Here is a 22,759-nt window from a genome sequence, read left to right as displayed (position 1 = left end):
CCATCATACGCAAGGGATGTGATAGGATGAAAAGAGGCCCCTTGATGGGGCTTTTTTTGAGGTCAAGATGCTGGCTGTGGGAATCGTCGGTTTACCCAACGTGGGCAAGTCCACCCTCTTCAACGCCCTCACCCAGGCGAACGCCTTGGCGGCCAACTACCCCTTCGCCACCATCGACAAGAACGTGGGGGTGGTGGCCTTGGAGGACGAGAGGCTTTACGCCCTGCAGAGGGTGTTTGCCCGGGGGGATCGGAAGCCCCCCGTCGTCCCCACCCACGTGGAGTTTGTGGACATCGCCGGCTTGGTCAAGGGGGCCCACAAGGGGGAAGGCCTTGGCAACCAGTTCCTGGCCCACATCCGCGAGGTGGCGGCCATCGCCCACGTGCTCCGCTGCTTTCCCGACCCCGAGGTGGTGCACGTGATGGGCCGGGTGGATCCCCTGGGGGATGCGGAGGTGGTGGAAACCGAGCTCCTCCTTTCCGACCTCGCCACCTGGGAAAGGCGCCTGGAGCGGCTGAGGAAGGAGGCCCGGGCCAACCGGGAACTGGCCTTGGCCCTCGAGGTGGCGGAGGCCCTTTACGCCCACCTGCAGGGCGGAAAACCCGCCCGCACCTTCCCCTGGCCGGAGGGGGAGGGGGCCGAGCTCCGCCGCTTGCTAAGGGAAACCCCCCTCCTCACCGCCAAGCCGGTGATCTACGTGGCCAATGTGGGCGAGGAGGACCTGCCCGAAGGGGAGGGTAACCCCCATGTCCAGGCGGTGCGGGATAAGGCCGAGGCCGAGGGGGCGGAGGTGGTGGTGGTCTCGGCCCGCCTGGAGGCGGAACTGGCCGAGCTCGCCCCGGAGGAGGGGAAGGAGCTTCTCGCCGCCTATGGCCTAAGGGAAAGCGGCCTGCAACGCCTGGCCCGGGCGGGGTATAGGGCCCTTGGCCTCATCACCTTCTTCACCGCCGGGGAGAAGGAGGTGCGGGCCTGGACGGTGCGCCGGGGGACCAAGGCCCCCGAGGCGGCGGGGGAGATCCACTCCGACATGGAGAAGGGCTTCATCCGGGCCGAGGTCATCCCCTGGGAGAGGCTGGTGGAGGCCGGGGGGTGGGCCAGGGCCAAGGAGAGGGGCTGGGTGCGCCTCGAGGGCAAGGAATACCAGGTCCAGGACGGGGATGTCCTCTACATCCTCTTCAACGTGTAGGGGGATCCTAGGGGAAGGGGTTTGACGCCAAGCCCCTCTTGCTCTACAATCCCCTTGGACGCTGGGGCGTCGTCTAATGGCAGGACAGCGGACTTTGGATCCGCCGGTCGTGGTTCGAGTCCACGCGCCCCAGCCAAATTTTTTCATACCCCTTTCGCAACCCTCGGCTAAACTGGCCCCGTGGCGACGGATTACCCGGGGCTACTCCTATTAAGCCGCAACGAAGCCCTGCGGGCCTATGTGGACCTGGTGCTTTCCGAGAAGGGCCTCCCCGTTCGCCACTTTGACCTGGCCCGGGAAGGGCTCTTTTGGCTACTGGACCATACGCCCCGGTATATCCTTTTGGACCAGGACCTGGACGTGGATCCCTTTGCCGTGGCTGCCCGCATCCGGCACGTGCGCCGGCTCAAGGAGGTGCCCTTGGCGGTGCTCATTGAGCCCACGGAGAGGCAACGCACCACCGCGGAGGTGGTGCGGGTGATGGCCATAGAAAAACCCCTCACCCGCGAGAAGCTCCTCCGCTTTTTGGGTTTGGGGTAGGCCCCTGTAAACTGAGGGGCGTGCGGGTGTTCCGCTTCCTTTCCCTCCTTGTGGCCGGCCTTCTGCTGGGAGCAGGCTCGGCCTTGGGGTATCTGGCCTATGCCTACACCCGCGACCTGCCGGACCTATCCCAGTTTGATCGGCTACGCCTCACCGCCACCTCCACCCTCTACGCCCGGGACGGCACCCCTTTGGCCCAGATCGCCAGCGTGGAGGAGGGGAGGGCCATCCACCGGAGCTTGGTGCGGCTTGCCGAGGTCTCCCCAGCGGCGGTGGCGGCGGTGGTCTTTTCGGAGGATCGCCGCTACTTCCAGCACTATGGCGTGGATTTCGTGCGCCTCTTGGGGGCTCTTTACGCCATCCTCCGGGGGGACCTCCAGGGAGGGAGCACCATCACCACCCAGGTGATCAAAAACACCCTCCTCAAGGAGCTGGCCCAGGCCCGCTCCCTGGAGCGCAAGTTCAAGGAGTGGGCCCTGGCCCTGGAGCTGGAAAGGCGCTACACCAAGGAGGAGATCCTGGAGATGTACCTGAACGTGGTGCCTTGGGGAGGCAACGCCGTGGGCATCAAGGGGGCGGCGGAGGCCTATTTCGGCAAGGACCCGGCGGCCTTGACCTTGGCGGAAGGCCTTTACCTGGCCTCCCTGATCCCGGCCCCCAACGCCCGGTACCAGGACCTGGCTGGAATGCGCCAAAGGATGCGCCTGCTTCTGGACCAGATGGTGGCCGAGGGTTGGGTGAGCCCGGAGGTGGCCGAGGCCGCTTGGCGGGAACCCCTGGCCCCCAAGGGGTGGGAGGCCCGCTACGACGGGGAGGGCAACCTTTTGGCGGCCAGGCTGGTGGATCCCGAGGCCCGCATCCTCAGGCAGTTGGACTACCGCATGGCCCCCCATTTCGTCCTCGAGGTGCGCCGTTTCCTCGAGGCCCGCTTCGGAAGGGAAAAGGTGTACGGGGAGGGGGGGCTTAGGGTGTACACCACCTTGGACCCCACCATGCAAAGGGCGGCGGAGGCCGCCGCCAAGGGGGCCAGGCTGCCGGAGGGGGCGGAGCTGGCCCTTGTGGGCCTGGACCCGGAGACGGGGGAGGTGTTGGCCTTGGTGGGGGGGTTAGGCGGGAGGGGGATGAGTACAACCGGGCCACCCGGGCCCTGCGCAACCCGGGGAGTGCGGTGAAACCCTTTGTGTACGCCACCGCCTTTGAGGAGGGCTGGACCCAGGCCACCTTGGTTCCCGACCGCCCCCTGGAGTTTCCCGACCCCAGCCAGAGGGAAGGGGTATGGCGGCCCAAGAACTTTTCCGGCACCTTCCTCAACCGGGAGATCACCGTGCGCTATGCCCTGGACCTCTCCCTCAACCTGCCCGCCATCTACACCGCCCAGGCCATAGGGGTGGAGAAGGTGGCGAGGAAGCTTTCCCAGGCGGGCTTCGCCGTCAAGTACCCCACCCTGGCCATCGCCATCGGGGGTGCCTCCATCACCCCGGTGGACCTGGCGGCGGCCTATGCGGCCTTCGCCAACGGAGGCTACCGGGTGACCCCCATCTACGTGAAGCGGGTGGAGGACGCCCAGGGGCGGGTCCTCTACCAGGCCTTTCCGGAGCGCCGCCGCCTCTTTGATCCCTTGGCGGCCTACCAGGCTTGGGACCTCCTGAAGGGGTACGTTTACGACCTGGGGGAGAAGGGGCTCGCCAAGGGGGCCCGGATCCCCGGCCGGGTGGTGGGGGGAAAGACGGGGACCACCAACGAGGCCCGGGACCTGTGGTTCGCTGGGGTGACCCGGGGGCTTTCCGCGGTGGTCTGGGTGGGCCGCGACGACAACAAGCCCCTGCGCATGGGGGGGAGGGAGCCTTCCAGCTCCGTGGTCAACCCCCCCATCTGGCGGGAGTTTGTGGCCGGGGCCTTGAGGGGGCGCCCAGGGGGGGATTTCCCCCCGCCCCCGGGTTTGGTGCAGGTGGGGGTGGACCTGTTGTCGGGACAGCCCTCCCCGCAGGGAATAAAGGCCTGGTTCCCTGAGGGGAAGGCGCCCGTGCCGGCCCCAAAGCCTCCCCCGCCGGAAGGGGAGGGGCTTTCGCAGGGCACCTCCCCAGTGCCCTCCCCCTCAGCCCCGGTGGGGCCTGGGGCCTACCCCCCGGGTTCCGGGGAGGAGGGTTTTCCTTCCCCGCCACCTGGGCAGTGAGGCCCAGAAGGAGGAGGCCGTGTTGGAACGCATTCGCATCGTCTTGGTGGAACCCCAGGAGCCCATGAACGTGGGGGCGGTGGCCCGGGCCATGCGCAACTTTGGCCTTTCCCGCCTCTACGTGGTTAATCCGGGCCCACGGGTGGGGCCTCCTTGGGCCCGGGAGGCCTACTGGCTGGCGGTGCACGCCGAGGAAGTGCTGGAGCGGGCGGTGGCGGTGAGGAGCCTGAGGGAGGCCCTGGAAGGGGTGGGTTTTGTGGTGGCCACCACGGGAAGGCCCCGGGAGCTCTATCCAGCCCCGGTGGTCACGGCCCGGGAGGTGCCCGCGCACGTGCTTTCCGTGGCGGGCGAGGTGGCCCTGGTCTTCGGTCGGGAGACCTTTGGCCTCACCAACGAGGAGTTGGACCTGGCCCATCTCATCGGCAGCATCCCCACCGCCCCCGAGCAGCCCTCCTTGAACCTGGCCCAAGCGGTGGTGGTCTTCGCCTACGAGCTTTACCAGGCCTGGTTGCAGGAAGGCCCTTCGGCCGTCAAGGCCGTCAAGGAGGAGCTGGCGGACCTGGACGCCCTGGAGGGGTTCTTTGCGGACCTGGGGCGGTATGTGTTGGAAATCGGTTTCACCGACGAGCACCGCTACCCATACGCCATGCGGCGTTTGCGCCGCCTCTTTCACAAGGCCCGGCTTTCCCCGGGGGAGGTGCAACTCCTTAGGGGGCTTCTCCACCAAAGCCGGTATGCGGTAGCCTCCTCCCCGAAGAAGGAGGGCGCGAGGGAAAAGGATGGCTAGCCACGGCCTTTACCGATTGGTGCGCTTGGCCCAGCGGCTTTTGCCGCCCTTGATCGCCGCGGTGGTGGCGGTCTTTGAGCTGGCCCTTTTGCCCTACCGGCACGCGGACGGTCTCCTGTGGCTACGGCTGGGCTTTTACGGCCTGGTGGGTCCCTTGGTCACCTATGCGGTGCTGGAGTGGATCGCCCAGGAAACCCTGGAGAAGGTGCGGGCGGAAAGGGCCTTAGAGGAGGCCAACCGCCGCCTTTTGGCGGCGGGAAGGGTTTTCCGTGAGGCCTTGGAGAGCGAGAACCTGGAGGAGGCGGTCTCCCGCATCGCCCGGGCTTTGGGGGAGGCCCTGGGGTACCCCGTGGCCCTGGAGGCCGAGGGGGTGCATGCCGGGGAGGCCTGCGGCGGGGTGCGGGTGGAGCTTCCGGGGTTGAAAGGCCACCTGGAGGCCTGCCCCCCGGAGCCGGAAAGGGTTTTCCTGGAGGTGCTGGCCCACGAGGTGGCGGGGGCTTTGCAATCGGTGGTGGCCCGAAGCCGGGACCGCCTTACCCTCTTTGAGGTGGACCAGGCCCTTAAGGCCGAGGCCAACCTGGACCGGCTTCTTGAAGGGCTCTTGGAGCGGATCCAGTCCTGGGCGGAGGCGGAGGGGGGTGGGGTGCTCCTCTTGGACGAGGAGGGGTTCTTGGTGCCCCGGGTGGTGCGGCAGCTGGCCCTGCCTTCCCATCCCTTCCTGCCGGAGGGGGCTTGGAAGGGGAGCCTCGAGGGGCCGGTGTTCGTGGATGGGGGAACCCTGGCCCTGCCCCTGAAGGCCAGGGAGACGGTGGGGGTCTTGGTCCTCAAGGGCGAGGGCCTTTCCCGGCGCATTCCTTTCCTCTCCTTCCTGGCTTCCCAGGTGGCCTTGGCGGTGCGCAACGCCCAGGCCTACCTGAGGGCCGAGGAGCTGGCCATCAACGAGGAGCGCACCCGCATCGCCCGGGAGATCCACGACGGCATCGCCCAAAGCCTGGCCTTCATGGCCCTGAAGCTGGATTTGGCGGAAAGGCTCCTCTCCAAGGACCCGGAAACGGCCCTGAAGGCCTTGGGCGAGGTGAAGGAGACCCTTAGGGCGCAGATCCGGGAGGTGCGCCGGAGCATCTTCGCCCTGAGGCCCATCGACCTGGAACGCTACGGGTTTCTGGAATCCGTGCGCCGCTACGCCCAGGCCTTCGCCGAGCAGGCGGGTTTCCGGGTGCACCTCGCCCTGCCGGAGCGGGTGGGGCTTTCCCAGGCCAGCGAGCTGGTCCTCTTCCGGGTTCTGCAGGAGGCCCTCACCAATGCCGCCAAGCACGGCAGGCCCAGCCGGGTGGAGGTGGAGCTCCTGGCCTTGGGGGAGCGGGGGGCGCGGCTCGTGGTCCGGGACAACGGAAAGGGATTTCAACGTGCGGAGGCCCAGGGTTTAGGCGGGTTCGGCCTCACCCAGATGCGCGAAAGGGTGGAGGCCCGGGGCGGGCGCTTCCAGGTGCGTTCGGAGCCGGGAAAGGGCACGGAGGTGGTGGCGGAGGTTCCCTACTGAGGGCCTGCGTATCATGGGAGGCATGGACCGTCCCACGCGGGTGCTCTTCGTCTGCCTGGGCAACATCTGCCGGAGCCCCCTGGCGGAGGGGGCCTTCCGCAAGCTCCTCCGGGAGCGGGGCCTCGAGGCCCGGTTTGAGGTGGATTCCGCGGGCACGGGTGCTTGGCATGCCGGGGAGCCCATGGACCCCCGGGCGCGCCGGGTGCTGGAGCGGGAAGGGGCTTACTTTCCCCACGTGGCCCGGCAGATGACCCGGGAGGATGCCCTTTTCTACGACCACATCCTGGTGATGGACCGGGAGAACCTAAGGGAGGTGCAAAGGCGCTTCCCCGAGGCCAGGGGGAAGGTGCGCCTTCTCTTGGACTACCTGGGCGGGGGAGAGGTGCCCGACCCCTACCACGGGGACCTCCAGGACTGCCAGGAGGTTTACTGGATGGTGGAAGCCGCCGCCAGGGCTTTCCTGGACCGCCTTTTGGGGGAGGATGGACCCCAGGGAGCTTCTCCACCGGGCGGGGCTTGAGGCCCAGGGTCCACCCCAGCCCCTGTACGGCGGGGATATTTCCCGGGTGTACCGCCTGGGCCCCTATGTGGTGAAGCTTTCGCCGAACCCTCCTCCCGGCCTCTTTCCCGCGGAGGCCCGGGGGCTTAGGGCCTTGGCCGGGCGGGGGGTGCGGGTGCCCCGGGTGTTCTTTGCGGCGGAGGAGGGGTTGGTCCTGGAGTATTTGCCGGAAGGACCTGAGGATTGGGGCGGACTGGCCCGCATGCTGGCGGGGCTACACCGGCAACGCGAGGCCAGCTACTGGGCTGAGGCGGGATACCTGGGCACCTTTCCCTTGCCCGGCGGGGAGGGAGGGGAGTGGACGGAGTTCTTCTTTTTGCGGTGCATAGAGCCCCTCTTGCGGGCCACCTGGGACCGCCTGGAGGGCTTGGGACCCAAGGTGGAGGCCCTCTTCCAAAAACCCCTGCCCGCCGAGGGCCCAGCGCCTCTCCATGGGGATCTTTGGCACGGCAACCTTCGCTTCACCCCGGAGGGGCCCGCCCTGCTGGACCCCTCCTTCTTCGTGGGGGAGCGGGGGGTGGACCTGGCCATGATGCGCCTTTTTGGAGGCTTTCCGCAGGAGTTCTGGAGGGCCTACCGGGCCCTTTACCCCATACCGGAAGAGGTGGAAAGGGCCCTGCCCCGGTACCAGGTGTACTACCTCCTGGCCCATGTGCACCTCTTCGGCAAGGGGTACCTTGGTTCCCTATGGAAGGCGATTTCCGCCTCTTAGGTCCCATTGACTGGTTGCAGCTCCTCGCCCAGGGGGGGAGGACGGGGGTCTTCCTGGTGGAGGCTCAGGGGGGAAGGGGAGAGGTGTACCTGGAGCAGGGCCGGCCTGTGCATGCGGTGTTTGGGGACAAGGTGGGGCGGGAGGCCTTGCTGGAGGTGTTGGCGCTGAAGGAGGGCCGGTTCCAGTTCCAGCTTGCCGTGCGCCCTCCCGTGAGCTCCTTGGAGGGTCCCCTCGAGGCCCACCTCCTCCAGGCCATTCGCCTTTTGGACGAGCGGGTGGAGGTGGGCCCCTTTGACCTGGTGCGGCCTGGTTCCCGGGCCCAAGCGGTCCAGGGCACCCTGGACCCCACGGAGCTTTCCCTCCTTTTGGCCCTGGGAAGCGGCCAAAGCCCCTTGGACCTGGCTTCCCGGCTCGCCCTTCCCCTGGGGGAGGTGCTAAGGCGCCTGGGCCACCTGGCCCGGTTGCGCCTGGTGGAGGTGTTCCCCCGGGTGCCCCGCACCGCCCGGCTTCGGGTGGCCCTGGGACGCCAAGGGGCGCAGGTGGATGCCCTGCTCCTTTCCGCTTGGCGGGAGCATTACGGCCTCTTCCAGCGGGTGCGGGTCAAGGCGCAGAGGGAAGTCCTCCTAACGGTGGAGGGCGTGGGGGGCCTGGGGGTGGAGATCCGGCTTGCCCCTGAACTCCTCCTCTTCCACGGGCTCAAGGTGGGGGAGGAGGTCCTGGTGTGGCCGGAGGTTTAGGCGCCCCATCGCGGCTTGGGCCAAGAGGGGGACCCCAGGAAGACCTTGGGCATCGCCCTTCCTACTTGCGGCAACCCCCATCCCTCGGCGCTTGGGGCGTGGTATCCTTCCCCCATGGCAAAGGCTGTGGTGGCTCTAGAGTCGGCCCTCCTCACCCACGGGCTTCCCTACCCCTTGAACCTGCGCACCGCCATGGCCCTGGAGGAGGCGGTTCGGGCCGAAGGGGCTCTTCCCAAGACCATCGCCCTGGTGCGGGGGGAGGTGCGCCTTGGCCTTTCCCAAGAGGAGATGGAGGCCCTGGCCCAAGGGGGTGCGGAGAAGGCGAGCCTCTGGAACCTGCCCGCCCTCCTGGCCCAGGGGAGAAGCGCGGGGACCACGGTGGCGGCCACCGTCCACCTGGCCCACCGCCACGGGATTGCCGTCTTCGCCACCGGGGGCATCGGGGGGGTGCACCCCGAGCCCTTTGACGAAAGCGCCGATCTTCTGGCCCTGGCCCGCACCCCCATCCTGGTGGTTTGCTCCGGGCCCAAGGCCATCCTGGACCTGAGGGCCACCCTGGAGCGCCTGGAAACCCTGGGGGTTTCCGTGGTGGGCTACCGCACGGACCGCCTGCCCGCCTTCTTTTCCCCCTCCTCCCCCTTTCCCGTGCCCGCCCGGGTGGAGACCCCCCTCGAGGCCGCCTTGGTCCTGCGCAAATCCCAGGAGCTGGGCCTGGGGGCGGTCCTCCTGGTGAACCCCGTTTCCCAAGGCCTCCCCTACGAGAAGGTGGCCCTTTGGGTGGAGGAGGCCAACCACCAAGCGGCCCGGGAGGGAATCTTCGGTAAGGCCCTTACCCCCTACCTGCTGCGGCGCCTTTCGGAGCTTTCCCGGGGGGAGACCGACCGGGTCAACGAGAGGCTCCTTCTGGAGAACGCCCGCCTGGCGGCCCGGGTGGCCCTGGCCTTGGCCGGGCTAGAATAGCCTTGTGTGCGAACTGGGGGAAAGGCTTCGTCAAGCCCGGGAGGAGAAGGGGCTATCCCTCAAGGAGGCGGCGGCGCGCCTGGCCTTGAAGGTTAGCGTGCTGGAGGCCCTCGAGGCCTGCCGCTTTGAGGACCTCCCCGAACCCGCCTTGGTCCGGGGCTACCTGCGGCGCTACGCCCTCCTCCTGGGCCTGGACCCTGAGCCCCTCCTGGCCCTTTATCCCATAACCTCTAGCCCTCCGCCCCCACCCCCGCCCGCCTCCCGGCGCCCTTGGCCCTGGCTTCTTGGGCTGGCCTTGGCCCTCTTGGGGGTCTTGGGGTACGGGGCCTATCTGGTCCTGCGCGCCCCGCCGGTGCAAACGGTAAGCCTGCCGCCCGAGCCGCCCCCAAAATCCCCGGAGCGCTTTAGCCTCCAGGTGACCAGCGACCCCCCTGGGGCCCGGGTGTACCTGGACGGGTTCTACCTGGGCCAGACCCCCTTACAGAGCCCCCCCCTGGAGGGAGGCCGGCGGGTGATCCGCCTGGAACTCCCCGGGTATGAACCCTTGCAGGAGGAGGTGGTGCTGGACCGCCCCCGCGCCCTAAGTTACCGCCTTTCCCCCAAGCCCCAGCCGGCCCCAGCGCCCACCCCGGCCTCGGCGCCTTCCGGGAGGCTCCTTCTCCGCCTCGAGGGCCGGAGCTGGCTCCGGGTCACCCAAGGGGAGAAGCGGCTTTACGAGGGTATCCCCGAGGTGGGGGCGGAGCTTTCCTTTGACCTGCCCGTGGAGGTGCGTTCGGGGAACCCGGGGGCGGTGCGGGTTTTTCTGGACGGCCAGGACCTGGGCCCCTTGGGGGAGCCGGGTAAGCCCCTTACCCGCCGCTTTGAGGCCCCCTGATCTGGACCTTTGGGAGGCGGGAAGGGGGCTATACTGGTGGCTTGGAGCCCGAGGATGGGCCTTCGGGCTAAGCGGGCTCCTGGAGGTCTATGGCAAAGATCGGCTTTGTGAGCCTGGGCTGCCCCAAGGCCCTGGTGGATTCGGAACAGATCCTCTCCCGGCTGAAGGCCCTGGGTTACGAGACCAGCCCCACCTACCAGGAGGCGGAGCTGGTGGTGGTGAACACCTGCGGCTTCATCACCCCGGCCGTTGAGGAGAGCCTCGAGGCCATCGGGGAGGCCTTGCGGGAAAACGGCAAGGTGGTGGTGACGGGGTGCCTGGGGGCTCGGCCCGAGGTGATCCAAAGGAAGCACCCCCAGGTGCTGGCCATCACCGGCCCGGGGGAGGTGGAGCGGGTGCTGGAGGCGGTGCAGGCGGCCTTGCCCGCGCCCCGGGACCCCTTTTTGGACCTGGTCCCGCCCCAGGTGAAGCTCACCCCCCGGCATTACGCCTACCTGAAGCTTTCCGAGGGGTGCGACCACCGCTGCAGCTTCTGCATCATCCCCAGGCTCCGGGGGCCCTTGCGCTCCCGCGACGCCGGGGAGGTTTTGGCGGAGGCCGCCCGGCTGGTGGCCACCGGCACCCGGGAGCTTCTCCTCATCGCCCAGGACCTCTCCGCCTACGGGGTGGACCTCCGCCACCGGGAAAGCTTTTGGGGAGACCGCCTGGTGAAGGCGGAGCTCAAGGACCTCCTTACCCACATGGCGGAGCTTGGGGCCTGGATACGCCTTCACTACGTCTACCCCTACCCCCACGTGCGGGACCTCCTCCCCCTCATGGCCGAGGGCAAGGTGCTCCCCTATCTGGATGTGCCCTTGCAGCACGCCTCGGAACGGATCCTCCGCCTCATGCGCCGCCCCGGGGGGTACCAAAGCCACCTGAGGACCCTGAAGGCCTGGCGGGAGGCCGTTCCCGAACTTTGCCTCCGCTCCAGCTTTATCGTGGGTTTCCCTGGGGAGACGGAGGAGGATTTCCAAATCCTCCTGGACTTCTTGCAGGAGGCGGAGCTGGACCGGGTGGGGGTCTTCACCTACTCCCCCGTGGAGGGGGCCGCGGCCAACGCCCTTCCCGACCCTGTGCCCGAGGAGGTCAAGGAGGAGCGGAAAGCCCGGCTTTTGGAGGTGCAGGCGGGGATCAGCTTGCGGAAAAACCAGGGCTTCGTGGGGAAGACCCTCGAGGTCCTGGTGGACGAGCTGCCGGAGCCAGGCCTGGCCGTGGGCCGGAGCTACCGGGACTCCCCGGGCATTGACGGGTTGGTCTACGTGGAGACGGACGGCACCGCCCGGGTGGGGGAGAGGATCCGGGTTCGCATCACCCGGGCGGAGACCTACGACCTTTACGGGGTCCAGGTTTAGGATAGGGGCGGTATGTACATCGTCATCGCCGGGGGCGGGGAGGTGGGCGGGGAGCTGGCCCGCACCCTGGAGAAGGCCCATGAGGTGGTGGTGCTGGACCGCAACCCCCATGCCAAGGAGCGGCTGGCCCATTTGGACGTGAAGGTGGTGGTGGGCGGGGCCACGGACCCGGACGCCCTTAGGGAGGCGGGGGTGGACCGGGCGGACCTCTTCATCGCCAGCACGGATTCCGACGAGGTGAACCTTTTGGCCTCCCTGCTGGCCAAGGGCCTGGGGGCCAAGGAAGCCCTCTGCTTTGTGGGCAAGGGGGGGTATGTGGAGGTGCTCACCGACCCCCGCACCGCGGAGATCCTGGGTACCCGCATCGACAAGGTCCTGTGGCCGCAAAGGGCCATGGCCCGGGAGATCGTGGAGGTGATCCTGGTGCCCGGGGCTGTGGATACCGAGGTGCTGGCGGAGGGACGGCTCCGCTTTGTGGAGTACCGGGTGAAGGAGGGCGGCCCTTACGCCCACCGGCATCTCGCCGAGCTCCCCTGGCCCGAGGGGGTCTTGGTGGTGGGGGTGGTGCGGGAAGGGGCCTTCTGGAGCTTCGCCCATCCCGAGTACCCTGAGGTGATCCTGGAGCCTGGGGACAAGCTCCTCTTTGTCACCACCTTACGGGCCTTCCCTGAGCTGGAGGCCTGTTTCGCCACGGGGCGGGGCGTGCGTAGGGTCATGGTCATCGGGGGCGGCAACGTGGGCTTTATGGTGGCCCAGGAGCTTCTTAAGCGGCGCCTGGAGGTGGTGATCATCGAACCCAACCGGGAGCGTTGCGAATGGCTTTCCCAGGAGCTTCCCGGTGCCCTCGTCATCCAAGGGGACGGTACCGACCTGGAGCTTTTGGAGGCGGAGGGCTTGCGGGAAGCCGATGCGGTGGTGGCGGTGACCGACAACGACGAGAAAAACCTCCTGGCCTCCCTCCTCGCCAAGCAGCTGGGGGTGGGCAAGGTGATCACCCGGGTGTCCCGCTCGGAGACCCGCAGGCTCTTTGAGCAGGTGGGCATAGACCTGCCCCTCACCCCCCGCCAGGCGGCGGTGCGGGCGGTTTTGGACCACCTGGGGCCAGAAAACGTGGAGCATGTGTCCACCATGGACGAGAACATTGAGCTCTTGGAGGTGGAACTCCCGGAAAGCTTCAGGCCCAGGCGCTTTGGCGCCCTGGCCACGCCCCAGGTGGCCCCAGTGGCCCTGGAGCGGGACCATCGGGTGATGCTCTACCGGGAGGACCTGGAGGCCCTCCCGGGGGACCGGCTTTTCCTGGTGGTGGCCCGGGAGGTGGCGGATGAAGCCGTGGCCCGCATCGTTGGCTAGGCACGGGTTTCGCTCTAGCCTCTACCTCTTGGGCCTGACCTATCAGGGTTTCGGCCTTCTCATGCTGGCCTTCGCCCTCTTGGCGCTGGCGCTTAGGGAGGATGCCCGGGGGTTTTTCCTGGGGCGGGGCTGGGGGTGGGGGTGGGCAAGGCCTTGCGGGAGGTGGGGCACGCGGAGGCCCAGCCTCGCCGGGCCGAGGTCTTCGCCGCTGTGGCCCTGCTTTGGCTTTTGGTGCCCGCCTTGGGGGCCATACCCTACTGGATCTCGGGGGGGCTGGGCTACCTGGACGCTCTTTTTGAAGCCGTTTCCGGCTTTACCACCACCGGCGCCACGGTGCTTTCGGATTTCGGGCAGTTGGGCAAGAGCCTTTTCCTCTGGCGAAGCTTCACCCAGTGGATGGGGGGCATCGGCATCGTGGTGCTTTTCCTGGTGGTCTTTCCCCAGCTTCAGGTGGCGGGCCGGCAGGCCTTTTTCGCCGAGAGTACTGGGGTGGAAAAGGAAAGGCTCACGCCCAAGCTGCGGCACACCGCCCAGGCGGTCTTGCAGGTGTACCTGACCCTTACCGTCTTGGCCTTCCTGGTCTACTGGTGGGCGGGCATACCCGCCTTTGAGGCCTTGGCCAACGCCCTCACCACCACCCCGGCGGGGGGGTTCAGCCCCAACCCGCAAAGCTTTGCCGCCTATCCTTCCTCCGCCCAGTGGTGGGGAAGCCTGTTCATGTTCCTGGCGGGGGTGAACTTCCTGTTGCAGTACCGCCTTTTCTTTGGACGGGAGGTCAGACCCCTTTTCAAGGATGCCGAGTTTAGGGCCTATGCCTTCTTGGTGCTCCTTGCGGGCCTCCTCTTGTCCCTTTACCTGTACACCCACCACATGTATGGCCTCGAGGCCAGCCTCCGACACGCCTTCTTCCAGGTGATCTCCATCATCACCACCACCGGTTTCGCCAGCGTGGACTTTGCCCAGTGGGTGGTGCCGGCCCAAGCCATCCTGGTGATCCTCATGTTCGTGGGGGGAAGCGCTGGCTCAGGGGCGGGGGGCATCAAGGTGGTGCGCTGGCTCCTCCTCTTCGGCCTTCTCAGGCGAGAGATCACCCGCACCCTTCACCCCAGGGCGGTCCTGCCCTTGCGCCTGGGGCAGCGGGTGGTCTCCGAGGAGGCCTTGCGGCAGGTTTCCGTGTTCATTTTCCTTTACACCCTTCTCTTTGGTTTCGGTACCCTGAGCCTGGCGCTTTTGGAAGGGGATTTTGTGAAGGCTTTTACCGCCAGCGCCCAGGCCATCGGCAACATCGGGCCGGGATTGGGGACTGTGGGCCCCATGGGTTCCTATGCCGAGCTCCATCCCCTCTCCAAGGCGGTGCTCATCTTCCAGATGTGGGCGGGGCGGATTGAGATCCTCCCCGTGATCCTCCTCTTCAGTCCGGAGCTCTGGCGGCGGCTGCGGTGAGGGGTATAATTCGCCTTATGAAGGTGCTGGGGCGTCTTACCGCCATGCCCGAGCTTCCCGAGGCCCTAAAGGGCTTGAGGAAGTTGGCGTATAACCTTTGGTGGTCCTGGAACCCGGAGGCGGCGGAGCTTTTCCAGGAGATTGATCCCGTGCTCTGGAAGCGCTTCCGCGGCAATCCCGTGAAGTTGCTCTTGGAGGTGGACCCCGCCCGCCTCGAGGCCCTGGCGGGGGATACCTACCCCGCCCGGGTCCAGGCGGTGGTGGCGGCCTTGGAGGCGTACCTCCAGAAGCGGCAGGCCAAGGAGGGGCCCCTTACCGCGTACTTTTCCGCGGAGTACGGCTTCCACAGCTCCTTGCCCATCTACGCCGGGGGGCTTGGGGTGCTGGCCGGGGACCACATCAAGGCGGCCAGCGACCTGGGCCTGAACCTGGTGGGGGTGGGCATCTTTTACCACGAGGGCTACTTCCACCAGCGCCTCTCCCCGGACGGGGCCCAGGTGGAGGTGTACCAAACCCTTCACCCGGAGGAGCTCCCCCTGTTGCCCGTCCAGGACCGGGAGGGCCGCCCCTTGCGGGTGGGGGTGGAGTTTCCCGGGCGCACGGTTTGGCTTTCCGCGTACCGGGTCCAGGTGGGTGCGGTGCCGGTGTACCTCCTGAGCGCCAACCTGCCGGAGAACGCCCCCGAGGACCAGGCCATTACCGCCAGGCTCTATGCCCCCGGCCAGGAGGTGCGCCTCCAGCAGGAGATGGTCCTGGGCATCGGCGGGATCCGGATGCTCCGGGCCTTGGGCCTGCACCCGGAGGTCTACCACATGAACGAGGGCCACTCGGCCTTCCTGGGGCTGGAGCGGGTGCGGGAGCTCGTGGCGGAAGGGCACCCCTTCCCCGTGGCCTTGGAGCTGGCCCGGGCAGGGGCCCTTTTCACCACCCACACCCCTGTGCCTGCGGGGCATGATGCCTTCCCCCTGGACCTGGTGGAGCGCTACCTGGGGGGCTTCTGGGAGAAGATGGGCACGGACCGGGAGGGCTTTTTGGCCTTGGGCCTCGAGGAGAAGCCCTGGGGCAAGGTCTTTTCCATGTCCAACCTCGCCCTTAGGACCAGCGCCCAAGCGGGCGGGGTTTCCCGCCTTCACGGGGAGGTTTCCCGGGAGATGTTCCACCACCTGTGGCCGGGGCTTTTGCGGGAGGAGGTGCCCATCGGCCACGTGACCAACGGGGTCCACACTTGGACCTTTCTCCACCCCAGGTTGCGGCGCCACTACGCCCAGGTCTTCGGCCCCCGGTGGTTGGAACAACCCGAGGACCCCGCCACCTGGAGGGTGGAGGGATTAGGGGAGGAGTTTTGGCGCATCCACCGGGACCTTAGGGCCGAGCTGGTGCGGGAGGTGCGGTCCCGGCTCTACGAGCAGCGCCGCCGCAACGGGGAAAGCCCAAGCCGCCTCCGCCAGGCGGAGCAGGCCCTGGACCCCGAGGTTCTCACCATCGGCTTCGCCCGGCGCTTCGCCACCTACAAGCGGGCGGTGCTCCTCTTTAAGGACCCGGAGCGCCTTTTGAAGATCCTGCGCGGCCCCTACCCGGTCCAGTTCGTCTTCGCGGGGAAGGCCCACCCCAAGGACGAGCCCGGGAAGGCGTACCTGCAGGAGCTGGTGGCCAAGATCAAGGAGTTTGGCCTCGAGGACCGCATGGTGGTCCTGGAGGACTACGACATGTACCTGGCCCGGGTCCTGGTCCATGGCTCGGACGTCTGGCTCAACACCCCCCGCAGGCCCATGGAGGCCTCGGGGACCAGCGGGATGAAGGCGGCCTTGAATGGGGTTTTGAACCTGAGCGTCTTGGACGGGTGGTGGGCGGAAGCCTACAACGGCAAAAACGGTTTTGCCATCGGCGACGAGCGGGTCTACGAGAACGAGGAGGCCCAGGATATGGCCGACGCCCAGGCCCTTTACGACGTGCTGGAGGGGGAGGTGCTCCCCCTTTTCTACGCCAAGGGGCCCGAAGGCTACTCCTCGGGGTGGCTTTCCATGGTCCACGAGAGCCTGCGCACCGTGGGACCCCGCTTCAGCGCCGCCCGCATGGTGCGGGAGTACCTGGCCCTTTACCAAAGAGCGCAAGGGTGGGCCGGAAAGGCGAAGGACCTGAGGGAGGTGTTGCGCACCTTCCGCGAGGCTTTGCCTGCCCTCGAGGCCTTAACCCTCCAGGTGGAGGTGCCTGGGGACCTGACCTTGAACGGGAAGCCTTTGCGGGCGCGGGCCTATTTACAGGGGGAGGTGCCGGAGGTCCTAAGGCCTTTCCTGGAGGTGGAGCTGGTGGTGCGCCGTGCGGGCGGGGGGCTGGAGGTGGTGCCCATGCGGGAGGAATCAGGAGGCTTTGAGGTCGCCCATCGCCCTTCCCGTCCGGGAAGCTACACCTATGGGGTGCGGTTGGCCCTTAGGCACCCGGTCACCGGCCGGGTGGAGTGGGTGCGCTGGGCCTAAGGGTCCCTGGGGTAGGATGGGATCCCGAGCCATAGGCGCCCTCCTTGCCTAAGTAGTCCCAGCCGTGGCACTCCTTGCAGCGCCAGGTATCGGTTCCCCGCCTGGTGTTGGTGGTTTGCAGGGCCCAGAGGGGGTGGTCGCCCGCCGGTGTCTCCACGCCTTTGGCTTTGATCCAGTGGTCATAGAGCTGGCCGCCCCGTTGGATCCTCCAGGGATCCACACTTCCCTGCCCTTGCGCTACCAGAAACAGGCTCCCTAGTAAAAGGCCCAAAAGCCAAAGCCCGCGCATAGGCACCTCCTTCTACCCCGTGCTGAGGCAATAAAAAGCATAGCACTTACCCTATGAGACAAATGTCCCAAGGGCTTAGAGGCTGCCATAAAACTCTTCCACCCCTCACACACCCCGCGCCAGCCGCTTCACCAGCAAGCCCGCGCCCCAGGAGGTACGGGATGGCCTCCCTGGCGCCTTGGCGTGGCTTGGGGGTGGGGATCGGAGGCTAAGGCCCACTCCTCCTGGCTGGGGTAGGCGGTGTCCTCTGCACCCCTCAAGCAAGCCAGGCTTTTACGAGGGTCTTTTGGTCCTTCCCTTGACCCCGGGGGCGCACCCGGTATAATCGGCCCGTGCCTCAGGGAGGGTTAGCATGAAAAGGGTTCTGCTTCTCTTGGCCGTTTTAGGGTTGGCGGTGGCCTTGGCTCAAGTGCGGAGCCTGGACCAGATCAGGCGCTCAGGCGAGGTCCGCATCGGTACGGAGGGCGCCTTCCCCCCCTTCAACTACTTCGACGAGAAAAACCAGCTGGTGGGGTTTGAGATCGATCTGGGCAACGCCATCGCCAAGAAGTTGGGCCTGAAGCCCGTCTGGATTACCCAGGCCTTTGACAGCCTGCTCATCCAGCTGAACCAGGGTCGCTTTGACTTCGTGATCGCCTCCCACGGCATCACCGAGGAGCGGGCCAAGGCGGTGGACTTCACCAACCCCCACTACTGCACGGGCGGGGTCATCGTGAGCAAGCGGGGCGGGCCCAAGACGGCCAAGGACCTGGCGGGCAAGGTGGTGGGGGTGCAGATCGGCACCTCCTACATGGAGGCGGCGCAGAAGATCCCCGGGGTCAAGCAGGTGCGCACCTACCAGAAGGACCCCGATGCCTTGCAGGATCTCCTTTCGGGCCGTTTGGATGCCTGGATTACCGACCGTTTTGTGGCCAAGGAGGCCATCAAGGAGCGGAAGCTGGAGAACACCTTGCAACTTGGGGAGTTGGTCTTCCAGGAGCGGGTGGCCATGGCGGTGGCCAAGGGGAACAAGAGCGTCTTAGACGCCTTAAACAAGGCTCTGGCCGACCTGATGAAAGACGGCACCTACACCCAGATCTCCAAGAAGTGGTTTGGCGAGGACGTGCGCTGCAAGTAAGCCTGATTCGGGCCTGGGGTAAGGGGATGCCTCGGGCCCTTTTCCTGTCGCGATGATGCCATCCTGGTTGCGGATCCTCCTGCTCTTGGCCCTGCTCCTCGGGGGGTATTTCGGTTTGTTTGCCCTTTTGGGCGTGGTTTTGGAGCGGTACTTCCTCCTTATGGGGTTTGGTCCGGATCGGGCCGCCTCCGCGGGTGCGGCCATGGCCCTAGGGGCGGAGATCACCCTAAAGCTCACCTTGATCTCCAGCCTGGCGGGGCTTGTCATCGGCGTGTTTGCCGGGATGTTCCGCCTCTCCCGGCGATCCTGGGTGCGGCTTCCCGCCACCTTCTACATCTGGGTCACCCGCGGCACACCCCTTTTGGTGCAGATCCTCTTCGCCTACAATGCCTTGCCCCTTTTGCTTCAGCCCCTCTGGCCCTCCGCCCAGCAGGCCCTCACCCCCTACTGGGCGGCCTTTATCGCCCTTTCCTTTAACGTGGGGGCCTACAACGCCGAGGTGGTGCGGGCGGGCATCCAGGCCATCCCCAAGGGGCAGTGGGAGGCGGCCTGGTCCTTGGGGCTTTCCCCCGCGGACACCATGCGTTTCGTGATCCTGCCCCAGGCCCTGCGCATCGTGGTGCCCCCCTTGGTCAACAACGTGGTGGCCCTCCTCAAGGATTCTTCCCTGGCCAGCGTCATCGCCCTCACCGAGCTGGCCCTTTCCGGGCAACGCATCATCTCCGCCACCTTCCGCCCGGTGGAGGTGTACCTGGCGGTGGCGGCCATATACCTGCTCCTCACCACCGTGCTTACCTTCTTCACCAACCTTCTGGAGCGGAGGCTACAGCTGGCGGGAAGGTAGGGCTTGAGGAAAGAAGGGGCTATGGGTATACTGCCTGCGGCGTAAAGGAGGTGTAAGGTTATGCGGCTAAAAGAAACGCTATTGGCGGGGATAGCCTTCCTAGGCCTTGGCCTGGCCCAGGAGTTCGTCACCATCGGTTCGGGTTCCACCACAGGGGTCTACTTCCCCGTGGCCACGGGGATGGCCAAGCTGGTGAACGACGCCAATGTGGGCATCCGGGCCAACGCCCGCTCCACGGGGGGGAGCGTGGCCAACATCAACGCCATCGCCGCCGGGGAGTTTGAGATGGCCCTGGCCCAGAACGACATCGCCTACTACGCTTACCAGGGGTGCTGCATCACCGCCTTTGATGGGAAGCCGGTAAAGGGCATCCGCGCTTTGGCGGCCCTCTACCCCGAGGTGATCCACATCGTGGCCCGGCAGGATGCGGGGATCCGCACGGTGGCCGACCTCAAGGGCAAGCGGGTGGTGGTGGGGGACGTGGGCTCGGGGACCGAGCAGAACGCCCGGCAGATCCTCGAGGCCTACGGCCTGCGCTTTGAGGACCTGGGCCAGGCCATCCGGGTGAGCGCCACCCAGGGCATTCAGCTCATGCAGGACAGGCGGGCGGATGCCCTTTTCTACACGGTGGGGCTAGGGGCTAGCGCCATTCAGCAGCTGGCCCTGACCACGCCCATCACCCTGGTGGCGGTGGACCTGGGCAAGGTCCAGGCCATCGCCAAGAAGTACCCCTTCTACGTGGGCTTCAACATCCCGGGGGGCACCTACAAGGGGGTGGACGTAACCACCCCCACGGTGGCGGTTCAGGCCATGCTGATCGCTTCGGAGAAGCTCTCCGCCAACACCGTGTACAAGTTCATGAAGGCGGTGTTCGGCAACCAGGAGGCCTTCAAGAAGATCCACCCCAACCTGGAGCGGTTCTTCAGCCTGCAGAAGGCGGTGAAGGGCCTGCCCATCCCCCTGCATCCCGGTGCGGAGCGCTTCTACAAGGAGATCGGGGTCCTGAAGTAGGCTTGGGTCCCGAACCCGGGGGCCCCAGGCGGGGCCCCCTTTGTCTGGAGGAAGCATGGAGAGGAACGCCTCGCTGTTGGTGGAGGAAAGCGAGCTGGGGGGGCGGAAACCCAAGGGGTTAAGCCGCCACCTCCTCTTCCTCTTGGGGGTGGTCTGGAGCCTCTTCCAGCTCTGGGCCACCGAGCTGGGTACCCTGGACCCCATGCGGCTCAGGGCGGTCCACCTGGCCTTCGCCCTGGCCTTGGCCTTCCTCGCCTACCCGGGGAGGCGGGGGCCCAAGGATCGCATCCCCCTCTTGGACTGGGCCCTGGCCCTTTTGGGGGTGGTGGGGGCCCTTTACGTGGTGGTGGACTACTACGGCATCACGCAGCTCCGGGGTGGGATCCCCAGCGGCCGGGATGTGGTCATGGGCACCTTGACCCTCTTGGTCCTCTTCCTGGCCGCCTGGCGGGTGGTGGGTCCCGCCCTGCCCATCATCGCCTCGGTCTTCGTCCTCTACGCCCTCACCGGGCCCAAGGGGCTTCTGCCCTTCACCCTTCCCCCGTGGCTTCAGCTCCACGCGGGTAGCCAGTGGGGCCAGCTCATGGGGCAGCTCTACACCACGGCCGAGGGCATCTGGGGGGTGCCCTTGGGGGTTTCCGCCACCTTCGTCTACCTTTTCGTCCTCTTTGGGGCCCTTTTGGAGAAGGCGGGGGCGGGCCATTTCTTCATCCAGGTGGCGTATGCCCTCCTGGGCCACTTCCGCGGGGGCCGGCCAAGGCGGCGGTGGTGGCCAGCGCCCTCACGGGGGTCGTTTCGGGCAGCTCCGTTTCCAACGTGGTCACCACCGGCACCTTCACCATCCCCCTGATGAAGCGGGTGGGTTACCCCCCGGAGAAGGCGGGGGCGGTGGAGGTGGCGAGCTCCTCCAACGGCCAGCTCATGCCCCCGGTCATGGGGGCGGCGGCCTTCATCATGGCGGAGTTCTTGGGCATCCCCTATAGCCAGCTCATCCTGATCGCGGTGATCCCCGCGGTTCTGGCCTACGCCACCCTTTTCATCACCGTGCACCTCGAGGCCCTGCAGCTGGGCCTGAAGGGGGTGCCCCGCTCCGAGCTTCCCCCCCTGGGCCCCATCCTGCGCTCGGGGTTCCACTACCTCCTGCCCTTGGTCTACCTGATCTACGCCCTGGTGGCCCTGCGTCTAACCCCCGAGCGGGCCGCCTTGAACACCATCTTCCTGATGCTTCTTCTCCTCCTGCTCCAGGAGGTTTGGCGGGCCCTTAGGGGTGGGGCGGGGCTTGGCTTTGGCCTCCTTAGGGGGGGAAGGCTGATCCTGGAGGGCCTCGAGGCGGGGGCCAGGGGCATGGTGGGCATCGCCTTGGCCACGGCCAGCGCCGGGGTGATCGTGGGCGTGGTGACCATGACCGGCATCGGGTTCGGCCTTACGGACATCGTGGAGCGGTTGTCGGGGGGGAACCTCATCCTGGTCCTCATCCTGGCCCAGCTCACCAGCCTCCTCCTGGGCATGGGCCTGCCCACCACCGCCAACTACATCGTGATGGCCTCTTTGGTGGTGCCGGTGGTGCTTCAGCTTTCGGAGAAGGCGGGGTATGCGGTACCGCCCGTGGCCGCCCACATGTTCGTCTTCTACTTCGGCATCATGGCCGACTCCACGCCCCCGGTGGCCCTGGCCGCCTACGCCGCCAGCGCCATCGCCAAGTCCGATTTCTGGAAGACGGCGGTCCAAGGTTTCGTGTATGAGCTTCGCACCGCCCTCCTGGCCTACATGTTCTTCTTCAACCCCAAGCTCCTCCTTCTGGGGGTGGGAAGCGTGGGGGAGGGGGTGTGGATTGTCCTTTCCGCCCTTTTGGGCATGACGGCCTTCAGCGCCAGCCTGGTGGGCTTCCTGCACAAGCGCACCACCCTCTTGGAGAGGGCGCTTCTTCTGGCCGCCGCCCTCACCCTGGTGGTGCCCGGGCTCCTCACGGACTTGGTCGGCCTGGGCCTCTTCCTCCTGGTCTATGTCTTCCAAAGGGTGCGAAAATGAGGGCGGTGGACTTCATCATCCGCATCCGCAATCTGCACAAGTGGTTTGGCCCCCTGCACGTGCTGAAGGGCATCCACCTGGAGGTGGCCCCGGGGGAGAAGCTGGTGATCATCGGCCCCTCGGGCTCGGGGAAGAGCACCTTGATCCGGTGCATCAACCGCTTGGAGGACTTCCAGGAGGGGGAGGTTATCGTGGATGGGCGGAACGTCAAGGATGACCGTGCCCTTCCGGAGGTGCGCCGGGAGGTGGGGATGGTCTTCCAGCAGTTCAACCTTTTCCCCCACATGACGGTGTTGGAGAACATCACCCTGGCGCCCATGCGGGTAAGGGGATGGCCCAAGGAGAAGGCGGAACAGAAGGCCCTGGAGCTTTTGGAGCGGGTGGGGATCCTGGACCAGGCGCGGAAGTACCCGGCGCAGCTTTCCGGGGGGCAGCAGCAACGGGTGGCCATCGCCCGGGCCTTGGCCATGGAGCCCAAGGTGATGCTGTTTGACGAGCCCACCAGCGCCTTGGACCCGGAGATGGTGGGGGAGGTGTTGGACGTGATGCGGGACCTGGCCCGTGGGGGCATGACCATGCTGGTGGTGACCCACGAGATGGGGTTTGCCCGGGAGGTGGCGGACCGGGTCATCTTCATGGACCGGGGGGAGGTGGTGGAGGAGGGGAGGCCGGAGGAGATCTTCACCGCTCCCAAGGAGGAGCGTACCCGGAGCTTTTTGCAACGGGTGCTCCACCACTAGG

The 22,759-nt window shown here is 66.9% G+C and carries 16 protein-coding genes, 1 tRNA gene and 3 pseudogenes; all 20 read left to right on the top strand.

Annotated features, from left to right (window positions below; translation table 11 throughout):
• Window positions 1-67 precede the first annotated feature (67 nt).
• The 20 genes and pseudogenes from ychF (at window position 68) to BS74_RS06690 (ending at window position 22,758) form a co-directional block, all read left to right on the top strand.
• Window positions 68-1,186 (top strand): redox-regulated ATPase YchF, encoded by a 1,119-nt coding sequence (gene ychF / locus BS74_RS06790; RefSeq protein WP_038057277.1) that lies wholly within the window; start codon window positions 68-70, stop codon window positions 1,184-1,186.
• A 62-nt stretch (window positions 1,187-1,248) separates the two neighbouring features.
• A tRNA-Gln gene (locus BS74_RS06785) sits at window positions 1,249-1,322 on the top strand.
• 44 nt (window positions 1,323-1,366) lie between these two features.
• Window positions 1,367-1,726, top strand: coding sequence for a response regulator (locus BS74_RS06780; RefSeq protein ID WP_038057275.1), 360 nt, complete (start codon window positions 1,367-1,369; stop codon window positions 1,724-1,726).
• A gap of 20 nt (window positions 1,727-1,746) precedes the next feature.
• Window positions 1,747-3,899, top strand: a pseudogene (locus BS74_RS06775) (transglycosylase domain-containing protein).
• A gap of 22 nt (window positions 3,900-3,921) precedes the next feature.
• On the top strand, window positions 3,922-4,686 hold the full coding sequence (locus tag BS74_RS06770) for an RNA methyltransferase (RefSeq protein WP_185747745.1): 765 nt from the start codon (window positions 3,922-3,924) through the stop codon (window positions 4,684-4,686).
• Window positions 4,679-6,226, top strand: coding sequence for a sensor histidine kinase (locus BS74_RS06765; protein ID WP_038057271.1), 1,548 nt, complete (start codon window positions 4,679-4,681; stop codon window positions 6,224-6,226). Before BS74_RS06770 ends, BS74_RS06765 begins: the two co-directional genes overlap by 8 nt.
• A gap of 13 nt (window positions 6,227-6,239) precedes the next feature.
• Window positions 6,240-6,746, top strand: a complete 507-nt coding sequence (locus BS74_RS06760; RefSeq protein WP_038057269.1) for a low molecular weight protein-tyrosine-phosphatase — start codon at window positions 6,240-6,242, stop codon at window positions 6,744-6,746.
• Window positions 6,709-7,497 (top strand): fructosamine kinase family protein, encoded by a 789-nt coding sequence (locus BS74_RS06755; RefSeq protein WP_038057267.1) that lies wholly within the window; start codon window positions 6,709-6,711, stop codon window positions 7,495-7,497. Before BS74_RS06760 ends, BS74_RS06755 begins: the two co-directional genes overlap by 38 nt.
• On the top strand, window positions 7,473-8,234 hold the full coding sequence (locus tag BS74_RS06750) for a DUF4388 domain-containing protein (RefSeq protein WP_038057265.1): 762 nt from the start codon (window positions 7,473-7,475) through the stop codon (window positions 8,232-8,234). Before BS74_RS06755 ends, BS74_RS06750 begins: the two co-directional genes overlap by 25 nt.
• Before the next feature lie 114 nt (window positions 8,235-8,348).
• Entirely contained in the window at window positions 8,349-9,194 is an 846-nt protein-coding gene (locus tag BS74_RS06745) for a pseudouridine-5'-phosphate glycosidase (protein WP_038057263.1), read from the top strand.
• A 4-nt stretch (window positions 9,195-9,198) separates the two neighbouring features.
• A complete protein-coding gene (locus BS74_RS06740; RefSeq protein ID WP_038057260.1) occupies window positions 9,199-10,068 on the top strand; it encodes a RodZ domain-containing protein in 870 nt (289 codons plus the stop codon).
• 89 nt (window positions 10,069-10,157) lie between these two features.
• Window positions 10,158-11,462 (top strand): 30S ribosomal protein S12 methylthiotransferase RimO, encoded by a 1,305-nt coding sequence (gene rimO / locus BS74_RS06735; RefSeq protein ID WP_038057257.1) that lies wholly within the window; start codon window positions 10,158-10,160, stop codon window positions 11,460-11,462.
• 12 nt (window positions 11,463-11,474) lie between these two features.
• The gene (gene trkA, locus BS74_RS06730; RefSeq protein WP_038057254.1) at window positions 11,475-12,812 is read left to right on the top strand and encodes a Trk system potassium transporter TrkA; all 1,338 of its coding nucleotides are present in this window, start codon (window positions 11,475-11,477) and stop codon (window positions 12,810-12,812) included.
• Window positions 12,784-14,255 (top strand): annotated as a pseudogene (locus tag BS74_RS06725) (TrkH family potassium uptake protein). The gene trkA and the pseudogene BS74_RS06725 overlap by 29 nt, the downstream one beginning before the upstream one ends.
• 17 nt (window positions 14,256-14,272) lie before the next feature.
• The gene (gene glgP, locus BS74_RS06720; RefSeq protein WP_185747711.1) at window positions 14,273-16,729 is read left to right on the top strand and encodes an alpha-glucan family phosphorylase; all 2,457 of its coding nucleotides are present in this window, start codon (window positions 14,273-14,275) and stop codon (window positions 16,727-16,729) included.
• A 641-nt stretch (window positions 16,730-17,370) separates the two neighbouring features.
• Window positions 17,371-18,135, top strand: coding sequence for an ABC transporter substrate-binding protein (locus tag BS74_RS06710; RefSeq protein ID WP_038057247.1), 765 nt, complete (start codon window positions 17,371-17,373; stop codon window positions 18,133-18,135).
• A gap of 55 nt (window positions 18,136-18,190) precedes the next feature.
• Window positions 18,191-18,979 carry an amino acid ABC transporter permease gene (locus BS74_RS06705; protein WP_038058977.1) on the top strand — a complete coding sequence of 263 codons (789 nt, stop codon included), beginning with the start codon at window positions 18,191-18,193 and terminating at the stop codon, window positions 18,977-18,979.
• Between the two features lie 60 nt (window positions 18,980-19,039).
• Complete coding sequence (locus BS74_RS06700) at window positions 19,040-19,990, top strand: TAXI family TRAP transporter solute-binding subunit (protein WP_038057243.1); 951 nt, start codon at window positions 19,040-19,042, stop codon at window positions 19,988-19,990.
• Between the two features lie 55 nt (window positions 19,991-20,045).
• Window positions 20,046-22,018: pseudogene (locus BS74_RS06695) on the top strand (TRAP transporter permease).
• Entirely contained in the window at window positions 22,015-22,758 is a 744-nt protein-coding gene (locus tag BS74_RS06690) for an amino acid ABC transporter ATP-binding protein (RefSeq protein WP_038057241.1), read from the top strand. Before BS74_RS06695 ends, BS74_RS06690 begins: the two are co-directional and overlap by 4 nt.
• Window position 22,759 lies beyond the last annotated feature (1 nt).

It is taken from the genome of Thermus amyloliquefaciens, from assembly GCF_000744885.1.
Classification (GTDB): Bacteria; Deinococcota; Deinococci; order Deinococcales; family Thermaceae; genus Thermus; species Thermus amyloliquefaciens.
Note: the sequence above shows the minus strand (reverse complement) of the source record. Positions and strands in the feature narration are given on the sequence as shown.

What these genes read in the sequence shown, in the direction of transcription:
- BS74_RS06765 (WP_038057271.1), top strand. Translation starts at nt 4,679, where the DNA reads ATGGCTAGCCACGGCCTTTACCGATTGGTGCGCTTGGCCCAGCGGCTT.
- BS74_RS06690 (WP_038057241.1), top strand. Translation starts at nt 22,015, where the DNA reads ATGAGGGCGGTGGACTTCATCATCCGCATCCGCAATCTGCACAAGTGG.
- BS74_RS06710 (WP_038057247.1), top strand. Translation starts at nt 17,371, where the DNA reads ATGAAAAGGGTTCTGCTTCTCTTGGCCGTTTTAGGGTTGGCGGTGGCC.
- BS74_RS06705 (WP_038058977.1), top strand. Translation starts at nt 18,191, where the DNA reads ATGCCATCCTGGTTGCGGATCCTCCTGCTCTTGGCCCTGCTCCTCGGG.
- BS74_RS06755 (WP_038057267.1), top strand. Translation starts at nt 6,709, where the DNA reads ATGGACCCCAGGGAGCTTCTCCACCGGGCGGGGCTTGAGGCCCAGGGT.
- BS74_RS06760 (WP_038057269.1), top strand. Translation starts at nt 6,240, where the DNA reads ATGGGAGGCATGGACCGTCCCACGCGGGTGCTCTTCGTCTGCCTGGGC.
- BS74_RS06700 (WP_038057243.1), top strand. Translation starts at nt 19,040, where the DNA reads ATGCGGCTAAAAGAAACGCTATTGGCGGGGATAGCCTTCCTAGGCCTT.
- BS74_RS06750 (WP_038057265.1), top strand. Translation starts at nt 7,473, where the DNA reads ATGGAAGGCGATTTCCGCCTCTTAGGTCCCATTGACTGGTTGCAGCTC.
- trkA (WP_038057254.1), top strand. Translation starts at nt 11,475, where the DNA reads ATGTACATCGTCATCGCCGGGGGCGGGGAGGTGGGCGGGGAGCTGGCC.
- ychF (WP_038057277.1), top strand. Translation starts at nt 68, where the DNA reads ATGCTGGCTGTGGGAATCGTCGGTTTACCCAACGTGGGCAAGTCCACC.
- glgP (WP_185747711.1), top strand. Translation starts at nt 14,273, where the DNA reads ATGAAGGTGCTGGGGCGTCTTACCGCCATGCCCGAGCTTCCCGAGGCC.
- BS74_RS06745 (WP_038057263.1), top strand. Translation starts at nt 8,349, where the DNA reads ATGGCAAAGGCTGTGGTGGCTCTAGAGTCGGCCCTCCTCACCCACGGG.
- rimO (WP_038057257.1), top strand. Translation starts at nt 10,158, where the DNA reads ATGGCAAAGATCGGCTTTGTGAGCCTGGGCTGCCCCAAGGCCCTGGTG.